We start from the raw sequence: 13,388 nt of genomic DNA, 5'->3' as shown, positions 1-13,388 counted from the left end.
CGGCACAGGATCAAAAGGCATTCATCAAAATATGGGCACCCGGCTGCAAGTGGCTCCGGGTCCCTTTATCTTTAGACAGGATCACGCGGCCCTGTCCAGAAAAATGAAAGGGCAGGAATGGCTTGGGAGTGCTTCTGTCATCGTGCCGGGGCAGGGCGGTTGGACCGCGGATTTGCCCCGGCAGAAAGAAGGTCAGTCCAGCATGCGGACCGCGCCCTTGGCGGCCGATGTGGTCAGCTTGGCATAGGCCTTGAGCGCGGTGGACACCTTGCGCTTGCGCGGCTGCGCGGGTTTCCAGCCGGCGGCCTCCTGCGCCTCGCGGCGGGCGGCGAGCGTTGCGTCATCGACCTTGAGCTGGATCGAGCGGTTGGGAATGTCGATCTCGATCACGTCACCTTGCTCGACCAGCCCGATGGTGCCGCCTTCGGCCGCTTCGGGCGAGACGTGGCCAATGGACAGCCCCGAAGTGCCGCCGGAGAAGCGGCCGTCGGTCAGGAGCGCGCATTCCTTGCCCAGCCCTTTGGATTTCAGATAGCTGGTGGGATAGAGCATTTCCTGCATGCCCGGGCCGCCGCGTGGGCCCTCGTAGCGGATCACCACCACATCACCCGCCTTGACCTTGCCGGTGAGGATATCGCTCACCGCCTGATCCTGGCTTTCGCAGACATAGGCGCTGCCAGTGAATTTCAGAATGGACGCGTCCACACCGGCGGTTTTCACGATACAGCCATCCTCGGCGATATTGCCAAACAGCACCGCAAGACCACCATCCTGGCTAAACGCATTCTCCTTGGAGCGGATCACGCCGCCTTTGCGGTCCTTGTCCAGCTCCTTGTAGCGGTTGTCCTGGCTAAAGGCCTGCGTCGTGCGCACACCGCCGGGGGCCGCTTTGAACAGCGCCTCGGCCTCGGGGTTGTTGGCCACGGCGATATCCCAGTGATTGATCGCCTCGGCCATGGAGGGGGTGTGCACCGTGGCGCAATGGCCGTGCAAAAGGTCCGCGCGGTACAGTTCTCCGAGGATCGAGAAAATCCCGCCCGCACGGTGCACGTCTTCCATATGCACATTCTCGATATTGGGCGCGACCTTGCAGAGGCACGGCACCTTGCGCGACAGCCGGTCGATATCCTGCATGGTGAAATCCACGCCGCCCTCATGCGCGATGGCCAGAAGGTGCAGCACCGTATTGGTGGAGCCGCCCATGGCGATATCCAGGCTCATGGCGTTTTCAAAGGCGTCGAACGTGGCGATCTCACGCGGGAGAAAGCCTTTCTCGTCAAGCTCATAGTGGCGTTTGGTGATCTCCACAATGCGGCGGCCCGCTTCAAGGAACAGCGCCTTGCGGTCCGCATGGGTGGCCAGGGTCGAACCGTTGCCCGGAAGCGCCAGACCCAAGGCCTCGGCCAGACAGTTCATCGAGTTGGCGGTGAACATGCCCGAGCACGACCCACAAGTCGGACAGGCGTTTTCCTCGATATGCTGGACCTGATCGTCGGTCATGGTATCGCTTGCCGCGGCGACCATGGCATCGACAAGGTCGATTTTCTTCATGTCCAGATCGGCGATGTCGATCTTGCCCGCTTCCATCGGGCCGCCCGAGACAAAGATCGCCGGGATGTTCAGCCGCATGGCCGCCATCAGCATGCCGGGCGTGATCTTGTCACAGTTCGAGATACAGACCATGGCATCGGCGCAATGGGCGTTGACCATGTATTCCACGCTGTCGGCGATCACCTCGCGCGAGGGCAGGGAATAGAGCATCCCGTCATGGCCCATGGCGATACCGTCATCCACCGCGATGGTGTTGAATTCCTTGGCGACGCCACCAGCCTTTTCCACTTCGCGCGCCACCATCTGGCCCAGATCCTTGAGGTGCACGTGACCCGGCACGAACTGGGTAAAGGAGTTCACGATGGCGATGATCGGCTTGCCGAAATCATCATCGGTCATGCCGGTTGCGCGCCAAAGCCCGCGGGCACCGGCCATGTTGCGGCCATGGGTGGTGGTTCTGGAACGATAATGCGGCATGATGATCTCCCTGGCGAATTTTGCGAATACCTAAGGATTAACGCGGCAAACGCAAGGGAAACAGGACGTCACAACGGCGGGTTTTGTGGCTTGTTCGTGTTCACCGGTGCGCAAGCGCCAGCAGGCTTGCCATTTCCACCATCCTCTGGGCACTCTGTGCGCAAAGGCGCCCAAGGCAGAAATGCCGGGAAAACGAGGCGCGCGGGGAGACGATTTATGACACAGGAACAATTTGGAACCGCCCCGGACGGGTCGCCGGTCCTGCGCGTCACGCTGGAACGCGCGTGCACCACCGCGCGTCTGATGAGCTGGGGCGCGTCGCTACAGGATATGCGCATCGACGGGGTGGCGCAGTCATTGGTGCTGGGGCATCCGGCGTTTGAGCCATACCCAGATCACATGCGCCATTTCGGCGGCATCGCCGGTCCCATCGCCAACCGGATTGCAGACGGGCGCGCGCCGTTGAATGGTCGGGGGATCGAGCTGGAACGCAATGAAAAGGGCTTCACGGCGCTGCATGGCGGGCTTGGCGGCACGTCGCTGAGCAATTGGACTGTGGACAGCGCCGATGAGATCAGCGTCACATTCCTGCGCAGCCATCCGGACGGGGCAGGCGGGTTGCCCGGGCCTGTGCATCTGCGGGCGACCTATAGCCTTGATGCCGATGGCGCATTGCGGCTTGAGATCGAGGGCACCGCCGATCAGGCCAGCTTTTGCAACCCCGCGCATCACAGCTACTGGACGCTGGGGCCGGAGCCGGTTGCGGAGCATGGCTTGCAGATCGAGGCGGATACGTACCTGCCGGTGGACGACCGTCTGATCCCGCTGGGCACGCCGGAGGCCGTGGCCGGGACGAGGTTCGACTTCCGCACCATGCGCAAGGTGGTTGAAGAGGGCGACGGGTTGCTGGATCACAATTTCTGCCTGCGGCCTGCCGATGGTCTGCGCCGGGTCTGCACCTTGCGCGGCTCTTTGGCCGAATTGTTGATCGAGACGAACCAGCCCGGGCTGCAAGTCTATGACGGTTCGGGCCTGAAGCCGCAAACCGGCCATGACGGGCGCAGCTATGGCCCCTATGCCGGGATCGCGATCGAGCCGCAGCATTGGCCCGATGCGCCTAATCACGCGGCGTTTCCCTCCATCGCGCTTGGCCCCGGTGAGACCTATCGGCAGGTCTCGCGTTTCCATGCGCGCAAGCGTGCAAGCTGATTTCCGGATGCGAGGCACAGGGCAATCATGACAGAACAGGATCGGGATTTCCTTATTTCCCTCTTTGATGCGGCGGTTGCGGCGGCGGACCCGAAAGAGGCGCTGCGCGCGCATCTGCCCGAGCGGCCCAAGGGGCGTATCATCGTCGTGGGCGCGGGCAAAGGTGCGGCGCAACTGGCCGCAGCGTTCGAGGAGCTTTGGGACGGACCGCTGGAAGGCGTTGTCGTGACGCGTTACGGATATGCCGTTTCCTGCAAACATATCAGGGTGTTGGAAGCCGCTCATCCAGTACCGGATGAAGCCGGTCTCGCGGCAAGCGCGGCGCTGATGGACGCGGCGTCCGGCCTGACATCCGATGATCTGGTGGTGGCGCTGATCTGTGGCGGTGGATCGGCGCTGTTGGCCAGCCCGCCAGAGGGGCTTGGCCTTGCCGATGAACAGGCGCTGAACGAGGCGCTGTTGCGCTCGGGCGCGCCGATTGGTGTGATGAATGCGATCCGCAAACATGTGAGCGGGATCAAGGGCGGGCGTCTGGCGGCCGCCGCGTACCCCGCACGGGTGCTGTCGCTGGTGGTGTCCGATGTGCCGGGCGATGATCCGGCGGAGGTGGCCAGCGGGCCGACCGTGCCATCCCACAGCACGCTGGAGGACGCGCGGGCGCTGATCGAGGCCTATAAAATCGCCTTGCCGGACCAGATCACCGCGCATCTGGCGACCGAAGCAGCGCGCGCACCGAACCCCAAGGATGCTGTGTTTGCGAATACCGAAACACGGGTCATCGCCTCGGCGCGCCTGTCGCTGGAAGCCGCCGCGCAAGAGGCAGAACGGCGCGGCGTGCCCGCCGTGATCCTGTCGGACGCCATCGAGGGCGAAGCGCGCGATGTGGGGCTGGTCCACGCTGCGATCACCCGCGAAGTGGCCACACGGAACCGGCCATTTACAGCGCCCGTGGTCATCCTGTCCGGCGGCGAAACCACGGTGACGATCCGGGATACCGGCGGGCGCGGCGGACGCAACAGCGAATTCCTGTTATCCTTTGCCACGGCGATTGACGGCTTGGGCGGTGTCGCGGCTCTGGCTGCAGACACGGATGGCATCGACGGCTCCGAGGACAATGCGGGTGCCTTTGCCGAAGGTCAGAGCGCAACACGCATGCGCGCCGCCGGAACCGATCCGGTCGCGGTTTTGTCGGCCCATGACGCCTGGGGCGCGTTTGATGTCGCGGGCGATCTGTTCGTGCCGGGGCCGACGGGGACAAATGTGAATGATTTCAGGGCAATACTGGTTAAAGATAATGGAGCGGGCGAAGGCTGAGGTCGTCTGCATAAATCTTTAAATAACATAATACTGATTACGCGACTTGTAGGTGGAGTTGAACTGCAAGACCCGGTTCCCCGCGCCGCGCCAAATATGCGTACAGACCGTTTTGCCCGACGCGGCGTGAGCATGGGCCAGGTTAGACCGGCGGCGAATATGGGGAGCGCCGCCGGTCAGCTCCTTATCATCCGTCGCGTTCCATGATCCATTCGACCTCGGGCGCGGGCACGAAGCGCCATTTGCGCAAGGGTCCGGCCATGACGTTGAGGTAATACATCTCGAACCCGTAGGGTGCACCACAGGGATGGTGGCCACGCGGGACGAGTACGACATCGCCATCCTTGACGGCCATGGTCTCATCAAGCTGCCCGTCATCGGTATAGACGCGCTGAACGCCAAAGCCGCTGCCGGGGTTCAGGCGATGGTAATAGGTTTCCTCCAGATAGGTAATGCGGGGGAAATCGTCTTCGTCATGGCGGTGGCTGGGATAGGACGACCAGTGGCCGTTCGGGGTGAAGACCTCGGTGACCAGTAGGCTGTCGGCGTAGTCCTCGCCTTCCATGGCGATATTGTTGATATGGCGCGTGTTCACGCCCTTGCCCCGTTCGGTCAGCGTGACGCCGTCCGGACCGATGCGACGCGGCGCGTGCCCGCCCTTGCCCGGTGCCGAACAGACCGCGATCACGCAATCGGTTTCGGCCACCGCCTCCCACTCGGTGGCGTTTGGCAGATAAAGGCAATGTGGCGGGGTCTTCTCAAACACGTTCATGCGGTCACCCAAAACGCCCCAGTCCTGCCCTGCCCCGGTGATGCGCGCCTTGCCCTCGACCATGACAAGGATCACCTCGCGGTTGCCTGTGGCTTCGGCTGCGGTATCTCCCGCGCGCAGGTGGTAGAGGCCAAAGCCCACATAGCGCCACCCGGCGCTTTCCGGCGTAATGTCATGCACCTTGCCATGGGTGCCAAAGGGTTTGCGCAGCAGATCGGGCATTGGGGTCTCCGTAAATGGGGTCCCACGGCGAATGTCCCGCCGGGGGAGATGGGTCAGGCGGCCTGCCGTGCGCGTTGGTCGGCCAGCGCTTGCGCAAACTGCGCCTCGGTCCAGCCTTCCTCCAGTGCCTCGCGCATCATTGCCGCCATGCTGGGCGGGGCCAGCCCGCCAATCGGCGGATCGGTGTCCAGATTGGTCGGGAACGGGTAGCCCTCGGCACAGGCGGCGATGGCGGCGTCCAGTTCGGCGGCGCTCATCGCGCCCGCTTGCTTGAGCCGGACCAGCGCGGGCAAGAGCGCTTCGGACATGGCGCGCCGATCCACGTTTTCCAGCGACCGGCCAAAGGCCGATGACACTTGGAGCAGATTGACCATCCGGTCGATATCGGTGCTGCGATTCTCGCCCGCCGCGTGGAACAGCGCCGGGTTAAAGAACACCGCGTCGCCCTTTTCCAATGGCACCTGCACATGGGCGTCCTCGAAGTGATCGCGGAACGCCTCGTCATGGAACGCAACGTATCCCGGCGCGTAGAGCTGGGAAAACGGCAGGAGCTTGGTTGGACCGCTTTCGATGGGCATGTCCACATGCGCCACCGCCCCTTGCAACGTGAGCGTCGCCGTCACCTCATGGGCATGGGCCGGGTAACGTGCCGCCTGCCCCGCGCTCATGAAGCCAAGGTGATAGTCGCGATGCGCGGTCTGCGCCTTGCCACCCGGGCGGACTTGATTGACCTGCGCGGTCATCTGGTAATTCGGACCCAGCCACGCCTCGCAGGCCGCGGCAAGCGACGGGTTGCCGAAATAGCGGGCAAAGTTTTCCGGGTCCTTGAGGCACTGCTTTTGCAGCGAATTCCACACCCGGTCATTGGCACCAGAGGCGGCGAAGTGATCCCCCTTGCCTGCCGCGCTGGCCCGTTCTTCCGCGATGATTTCGCGGAACACCTCGCTGGCCCGGTCGATGGGCGCGGTGTCCTCATAGGCGCGTTTGAGCGCGATCACCCCGGCCGAGGACCGGAACACATGCCCCCATTCGGCCAGTAGAGCACGCCGTCTGGCCGGATCGTCCAAGGCCGGGCGCAGCGCCGCCATGTCATAGATCGGCACGTTCTTCACGATCTCGGCGGCATGCGGCACATCCGCCGCTGTGAGGTTCTGCGAGGTCAACACCTTAAACTCGTCCAGATCACAGGACTCCCGGTCGAAATAGCCGACAAATCCAAGTTCCTGATCTACCATGATAACCTCCGATGTTCATGGTTGCGGTGTTGACCCGTTTGGGCCGGTGACATCAGGGCATAAGCCCCGAATTCCTGCAGAGTTTGACCAGATGGTCGTAGCCCAGTTTCGAATACTCATAGGGCGGCGCTTTCGCCGGGTCCTGTTCGGCCTCGACCACGATCCAGCCGTCATAACCCATCGCCTTGAGCCGGTTGATCACGGCGGCAAAGTCGATGCAGCCTTCCGGGTCGCCCGGAACGGTAAAGGCACCGCCCGCCACGGCGTCAAGGAAACTGCCATCCCCGGCGCGGATCCGGTCAAGCACGGGCTGGCGCACATCCTTGACATGCACATGGCTCACCCGGTGGCCCCATTTGTCCAGCACCGCCAGCGGATCGGCCCCCGCGAAATGCAGGTGCCCGGTGTCATAAAGAAGCGTCAGATCCTCCGATGACCCCTCCATGAGCCAGTCGATATCTTCTGCGTCCTGCACCATCGCCCCCATATGGTGGTGATAGGCGATCGGCACCCCCTGCCCCGCGCTCCATTTGGCCAGTTCCGACAGCTTGGCGGCATAGGCCATGACCTCATCTCGCGACAGCTTGGGGCGGCGCGAGACCGGGGTGGTCTGGTCGCCCTGAATGGTGTTGGAGCATTCCGCATAGACGATGCAGGGCGCGCCCAACGCCGCGAATTGGTCGACCTGCGCGCGGATCGCGGCCTTCTCGGTCTCCAGATCGTTGATCATGAGATTGCCCGAGCACCAGCCGCCGCAGAGCGACACGCCGTAGCGGTCGAGATAGGCGCGCAGCCCCTCTGTATCGCCGGGCATACGCCGCCCGCGCTCGACGCCCGCGTAGCCGATGGCGGCGGCATCCTCCATGGCGCCTTCGGTGGTGAAGGCGGCGGTCAGCTCGGGCAGGTCGTCATTCTGCCAGGCGATTAGCGATATGCCGAGTTTGACACCCATCAATCGGCCCTCTGCGTGGCCTTGTTGGCCTCGTATTTTGCCCGGGCGGCCCTGACCTCGTCTCGCCCGGAAACCTCCGGCACGCCCACTTCCCACCATGTGCCGCCATGCTCGGTCGAGGGGTACGGATCGGTGTCGATGACGACCACATAAGGTCCTTTGATCTCGTGGCGTTTCGCCAGCGCCTCCTCCAACTCGGCGATGGAGCCGACCTTGACCGATGTGGCCCCCATGGCAGCGGCATGGGCGGCAAAGTCAATCTTCGAATTCTCGCCACCGATTGCGTGATCCAGCAGGCAGTTGAACTCGGCCCCGCCGGTGCCCATTTGCAGCCGGTTGATGCAGCCGAATCCGCGATTGTCGGTGACCACGACGGTAAAATCGATGCCCATCATCGCCGCCGTCGCCATCTCGGAATTGGCCATCATATAGGTGCCGTCGCCGGTGAAGCAGATGACGTCGCGCTCCGGCTCGGCCATCTTGATTCCCATGGCACCGGGGATCTCGTAGCCCATGCAGGAAAACCCGTATTCCATGTGATAGCTGCCCGGCTTGCCCGCTTTCCACAGTTTGTGCAACTCGCCCGGCATGGTGCCTGCCGCGCACATGGCGACGGTGTTCACATTCGCCTGCCGCTGCACCGCGCCCACCACCTGCATGTCGGTGGGAAGCTGGTTACTATCGGCGGGGGCATCGGTCAGCGGATCGACCTTGCCGAACCAGTCGGATTTCAGCCCGTCCACACCTGCCGGTGCCCTATGGCCGCCAAGCGCCGCGCCCAGTTCCTCAAGCCCGACACGGGCATCAGCCACCAGCGGCGCGGCATTGTGCTTGGCCGCATCATAAGCCGCCACGTTGAGACAGGCGATGCGGCGTTCGGGATTGGCGAAAAGCCCCCAGCTGCCGGTGGTGAAATCCTGAAAACGCGTGCCGACGCCCAGCACCAGATCCGCCTCGGCGCAGACCGTGTTGGCCGGTTCGCCGCCGGTCACGCCGATGGGGCCAAGGTTCAGCGGATGATCCCAGGGCAGCGCGGATTTCCCCGCCTGCGTCTCGGTGACGGGCACATTATGCGCCTCGGCAAAACTGCGCAGCGCCTCGGTCGCGCCGGAGTAATGCACCCCGCCCCCCGCCACGATCACCGGGCGTTTGGCGGATTTCACCAGATCGGCCATGGCCGCCAGCTCGACCTCATCCGGTCGGATGCGGCGCGGGCGCCAGGTCTTTGGCTCAAAGAAGCTCACCGGGTAGTCATAGGCCTCGGCCTGCACGTCCTGACAGAGCGACAGGGTGACCGGGCCGCATTCCGCCGGGTCGGTCATGGTGCGGAAAGCGCGCGGCAGCGCGGTGAGCAGATGTTCGGGCCGGGTGATCCGGTCGAAATAGCGGCTGACCGTCTTGAACGTGTCATTCACGCCCGCCGTGCCATCTGCAGGGTTCTCGATCTGTTGCAGCACCGGGTCGGGGCCCCGGTTGGCAAACACATCGCCGGGCAGCAACAGAACCGGCAGCCGGTTCACATGCGCCAATGCGGCGGCGGTCACCATGTTGGTCGCGCCCGGCCCGATGGAGGAGGTCACCGCCATGGTGCGTTTGCGCCGCAGCTGCTTGGCATAGGCGATGGCGCAATGGGCCATGGTCTGTTCGTTGTGGCCGCGATAGGTCGGCAGGTCCTCGCGCGCGGCATAAAGCGCCTCGCCCAGCCCGGCCACGTTACCGTGGCCAAAGATTGCCCAGCACCCGGCGATGAATGGATCGCCATCCTCGTTCATCTGCGCAGCGATATATTTGACCAGCGCCTGTGCGGCAGTCAGTCGGATTGTGTCTGTCATGTCGCGGCCTCCCGTGCCGTATCCCAAATCTCGCAGAGACGCGCGTAGCGGGTGGCCATCATGTCCACCGCCTCGGCGTCCGTCATCTCACCCTGCATCCACGCCCGCGCCGCATCGCCAAAGATCGTGCGGCCCACGGCAAATCCCTTGACCAGCGGTTGTTTGGCGGCCAGCGCAAAGCTTGCCGCCAGCTCCGCTTCGGGCGCGTCCAGCCCCAGCACCACGATGCCGCGCGTGCGCGGGTCGTTGCGCTCTATTGCTGCCACCGCGTTGCTCCAGGCGGTCTCGGTCCTGAACGGCTCCAGCTTCCACCAGTCGGGATAGATGCCCGCGTCATAGAACATCCCGATCAGCGTGGCTGAGGTCTCGCCATGCACCGGCCCCACCTTGGACGGGATGATTTCCAGCAGGAATTCCAATCCGTTGCGCCGCGCGGCGGTAAAGAGCCGCTTGACCCGCGCAACCTGCATCTTGCGCGTCTTGTCGTCATCGTCCGGATGGCAGAAGACCAGCAGCTTGACCACATTCTCCCGCGCCCATTCGCGCAATCCGCCAAGGTCTTCGCCCAGTTCCGGCTCGAAATCCACAGGGCGTGACCCGGGAAGTTCCGTGGGCCGCCCGATCCAGAGGCCCGTGCCGGTGGCGCGGTGCAAGGCGCTGCGCCCGATGCGGTTGTCGCAGAGGATGCCAAAGCCGCCCTGCCCGTTCTGGACCTGAAGCGCGGCATCAAGGCACAGTTCCTTGAACGCCGCGCCCTTCTCGGGCGTGTAGCCCGCCATCTCTTCCAGTTGCGCGCGGTGATCAAAGGCAAAGGTCTTCACGCTTGACCAATCCCCGTGCCGGTTGGTCGCCCAATGCACCTGTTCCAGCTCTGCATCATTGCGCAGATCGGGGCGCGTGATGCCGCGGTTAAAGAAGAACTGAAGCTCCTCCCAGCTTGGGTAAGCGGGCGTGCAGCCATGGCGGCTCACCGCGAAAGCGCCGCAGGCATTGGCGTATTTGAGTGCCGTGGGCCAATCCTCGCCATCCAGCCAGCCCTTGAGCAGACCGGACATGAACCCGTCCCCTGCCCCCAGCACGTTGAACACCTCGATTGGAAAGCCCGGCCCGGTCTGGCCGTCATCGAGACTGTCAGGGATCACCCCCTCAAAAGCCGCCGCCCCCGCCGCGCCGCGTTTGCAGATTAGCACCGCGTCCGACACTGCCCGCACCGCGCGCAGTGCTGCGATTGTGTCGGTCGAGCCGCCCGCGATATGGAACTCTTCCTCGGTGCCCACGATCAGGTCAAACAGATGCAGGCTCGATTGCAGCTTGGCCGTTACCGCCGCGCTTTCGACAAACCGGCTTTCGCCGTCGCCATGCCCCGCCACGCCCCAGAGGTTCGGGCGGTAGTCGATGTCGAGCGCAGTTTGCATTCCTGCATCGCGCGCAATCTCCAGCGCCTTGAGCGTCGCCGCCTCCACCTGCGGGTGGCTCAGATGCGTGCCGGTGGCCACCACGGCGCGGGCCGAGCGGATGAAATCCGGGTCGATATCCTCCACCGTCAGCCCCATATCGGCGCAGTTCTCGCGGTAGAAAATCAGCGGAAACTGCTCCTCATCCCGAATGCCCAACAATACCAAAGCAGTCAGCCGCTCCGGGTCGGTCTTGACCCCGGTCACATCCACCCCTTCGCGCATCAACTGTTCGCGGATATAGCGGCCCATATGCTCGTCCCCGACGCCGGTGATGACGGCGGACTTCATGCCCAGCCGCGCGGTGCCACAGGCGATATTGGTGGGCGAGCCGCCGATATACTTGGCGAAACTGCCCATATCTTCCAGACGGCCGCCGATCTGGTCGCCGTAGAGATCCACCGAGGAGCGGCCGATGGTGATGAGATCAAGTGGCTTGCTCATGACTTATCCCGTGATCTCCGAAACCTTCACCGCGCGTCCCTCTTGCACCGACAAAACAGCGGCATCGGCCAGCGCCAGCGCCATGAGCCCGTCATGTCCGGTGGTGGGGGTTGCCGCGCCTTCGGCCACGGACGCCACGAAAGCGGCGATTTCATTGGCATAGGCCGCCACATAGCGCGTCATGAAGAAATTGAGCAGCGGCGGCGTGGCAAACCCGTCCTTGCCCGCCAGTTCGATATTGGCCTCGGCCATGTTGCGGGCCGAGACCATGCCGTCCGATCCCAGCACCTCGATCCGCTGGTCATAGCCATAGGTGGCGCGGCGCGAATTGGTGATGATCGCCTGTTTGCCCATGGCGGTGCGCAGGATGACATTTACACTGTCATAATCGCCCGCTTCGCCAATCGCCGGATCGGTCAGAACCGAGGCCTGCGCCATGACGCTCTCCACCTCTTCGCCCAGCAGCCAGCGGGCCATGTCGAAATCATGAATGGTCATGTCACGGAAGATGCCGCCGGAGGATTTGATATAGTCCAGCGGCGGCGCGCCGGGATCGCGCGAGGTGATGGTGACCATCTCCACATCGCCCACCCGGCCCGCGTCAATCGCCGCTTTCACCGCCATGAAATCCGGGTCAAACCGGCGGTTAAACCCCACCATGAGCGTGCCGCCCTCGTCCTCGACGGTCTTCAGCGCCTGGCGCACGCGGGGCAGGCTCAGGTCGATGGGCTTTTCGCAGAACACCGCCTTGCCCGCGTGGGCGAATTGCTCGATCAGGTCGGCATGCGTGTCGGTGGGGGTGCAGATGATCACCGCGTCCACATCGCCCGAGGACGCGATTTGGTCGATGCTGCGGATATCGCAGCCATAGCTGTCGGCCACTTTACGCGCCGCCGCCTCGACCGCGTCAGACACCGCCACAAGCGTGGCCCCTTCGACCGAAGCCACCGCGCGGGCATGGACCTGCCCGATCCGCCCGGCCCCAAGAACTGCGAATTTCACACTCATCGGTTTTCCTTTCCTGACCCGTCTGTGGTTTCGCCCTGACGGGGGTGCCCGGTTCAAACGGGCTGCAACACTCAGCAAGTGAGACGCCCCGCCGGGGCATCTCATTGGGATCATCAGGTCTGGTTGCGTGCCGCTCAGGTCACGCCTTCGACCATGTATTCCTCTTGCGTCTTGGCGCCGGTGATATAGGCCACCACGTCCTGACCGTCGGTTTCCTCTTTCCTGAGGTTGGCGACGATGCGACCGCGGCGGAACACGATGATCCGGTCCATGAGATCCATCACCTGCCGCATGTTGTGGCTGATGAGGATCAACGGCTCACCCGCCTCTTTCAGGGTGCGGATGATGTTTTCCACCTGCGCCGTTTCCTGAACGCCAAGCGCCGCCGTGGGTTCGTCCATGATGGTCAGCTTGGAATGAAAGGTCGCGGTGCGCGCGATAGCCACGCATTGGCGCTGCCCGCCGGACATGTTCTGGATGGTGTTGCGGATATTCGGAATTTTGACCCCGGTCTTCTGCAACGCATCCATCGTGTCCTGACGCATCTCCTTGTAGTTCAGCAACCGGAACGGACCCAGCCAATCAAATTTGGTCTTTTCGCGCCCCAGGAACAGGTTGTCCGGCACATCGAGGTGATCGGCCAGCGCAAGTGTCTGGAACACCGTCTCGATCCCGGCGCGGCGCGCGTCCAGCGGGCCGTCGAAATGCACCTGTTTGCCGTCAAAGATGACCTCGCCGCGCGTGCGTTGTTCGACCCCGGTGATCTGGCGGACAAAGGTGGATTTCCCCGCCCCGTTATCTCCCATGATCGCGACGTGTTCGCCTTTGCGCAGCTCGAAATTCGCACCTTCCAGCGCATGGACACCGCCATAATGCTTGGTCAGGTCTTCGGTCTTGAGAACAATCTCGTTGCTCATG

The 13,388-nt window shown here is 63.5% G+C and carries 10 protein-coding genes; 2 read left to right on the top strand and 8 right to left on the bottom strand.

What is annotated here, in order from left to right; all coding sequences use genetic code 11:
- Positions 1-192 precede the first annotated feature (192 nt).
- Positions 193-2,028, bottom strand: coding sequence for a dihydroxy-acid dehydratase (gene ilvD, locus PGB28_RS11100; RefSeq protein ID WP_271421586.1), 1,836 nt, complete (start codon positions 2,026-2,028; stop codon positions 193-195).
- A gap of 216 nt (positions 2,029-2,244) precedes the next feature.
- Between ilvD and PGB28_RS11095 the strand changes: the two genes are divergently transcribed.
- Both PGB28_RS11095 and PGB28_RS11090 read left to right on the top strand, forming a co-directional pair.
- A complete protein-coding gene (locus PGB28_RS11095) occupies positions 2,245-3,237 on the top strand; it encodes an aldose epimerase family protein (protein WP_271421585.1) in 993 nt (330 codons plus the stop codon).
- A gap of 27 nt (positions 3,238-3,264) precedes the next feature.
- Entirely contained in the window at positions 3,265-4,551 is a 1,287-nt protein-coding gene (locus PGB28_RS11090; protein ID WP_271421584.1) for a glycerate kinase type-2 family protein, read from the top strand.
- A 187-nt stretch (positions 4,552-4,738) separates the two neighbouring features.
- On the opposite strand, the gene iolB is transcribed toward PGB28_RS11090, so the two are convergent.
- From iolB to PGB28_RS11055, 7 genes are all read right to left on the bottom strand, one after another.
- A complete protein-coding gene (iolB, locus tag PGB28_RS11085; protein ID WP_271421583.1) occupies positions 4,739-5,545 on the bottom strand; it encodes a 5-deoxy-glucuronate isomerase in 807 nt (268 codons plus the stop codon).
- A 53-nt stretch (positions 5,546-5,598) separates the two neighbouring features.
- Positions 5,599-6,780 carry a phytanoyl-CoA dioxygenase family protein gene (locus PGB28_RS11080; RefSeq protein ID WP_271421582.1) on the bottom strand — a complete coding sequence of 394 codons (1,182 nt, stop codon included), beginning with the start codon at positions 6,778-6,780 and terminating at the stop codon, positions 5,599-5,601.
- Positions 6,781-6,832: 52 nt separating this feature from the next.
- A complete protein-coding gene (gene iolE / locus PGB28_RS11075; RefSeq protein ID WP_271421581.1) occupies positions 6,833-7,732 on the bottom strand; it encodes a myo-inosose-2 dehydratase in 900 nt (299 codons plus the stop codon).
- Positions 7,732-9,564, bottom strand: coding sequence for a 3D-(3,5/4)-trihydroxycyclohexane-1,2-dione acylhydrolase (decyclizing) (gene iolD, locus PGB28_RS11070; protein WP_271421580.1), 1,833 nt, complete (start codon positions 9,562-9,564; stop codon positions 7,732-7,734). Before iolD ends, iolE begins: the two co-directional genes overlap by 1 nt.
- The gene (locus tag PGB28_RS11065) at positions 9,561-11,462 is read right to left on the bottom strand and encodes a bifunctional 5-dehydro-2-deoxygluconokinase/5-dehydro-2-deoxyphosphogluconate aldolase (protein WP_271421579.1); all 1,902 of its coding nucleotides are present in this window, start codon (positions 11,460-11,462) and stop codon (positions 9,561-9,563) included. The genes iolD and PGB28_RS11065 overlap by 4 nt, the downstream gene beginning before the upstream one ends.
- A 3-nt stretch (positions 11,463-11,465) precedes the next feature.
- A complete protein-coding gene (gene iolG, locus PGB28_RS11060) occupies positions 11,466-12,470 on the bottom strand; it encodes an inositol 2-dehydrogenase (protein WP_271421578.1) in 1,005 nt (334 codons plus the stop codon).
- Between the two features lie 134 nt (positions 12,471-12,604).
- On the bottom strand, positions 12,605-13,387 hold the full coding sequence (locus PGB28_RS11055; RefSeq protein WP_271421577.1) for an ATP-binding cassette domain-containing protein: 783 nt from the start codon (positions 13,385-13,387) through the stop codon (positions 12,605-12,607).
- Position 13,388: the final 1 nt, after the last annotated feature.

This window comes from Primorskyibacter aestuariivivens (genome assembly GCF_028023675.1).
Classification (GTDB): domain Bacteria; phylum Pseudomonadota; class Alphaproteobacteria; order Rhodobacterales; family Rhodobacteraceae; genus Marinovum; species Marinovum aestuariivivens.
The sequence above is the reverse complement of the archived record's forward strand: the minus strand, read 5'-3'. Positions and strand labels throughout refer to the sequence as shown.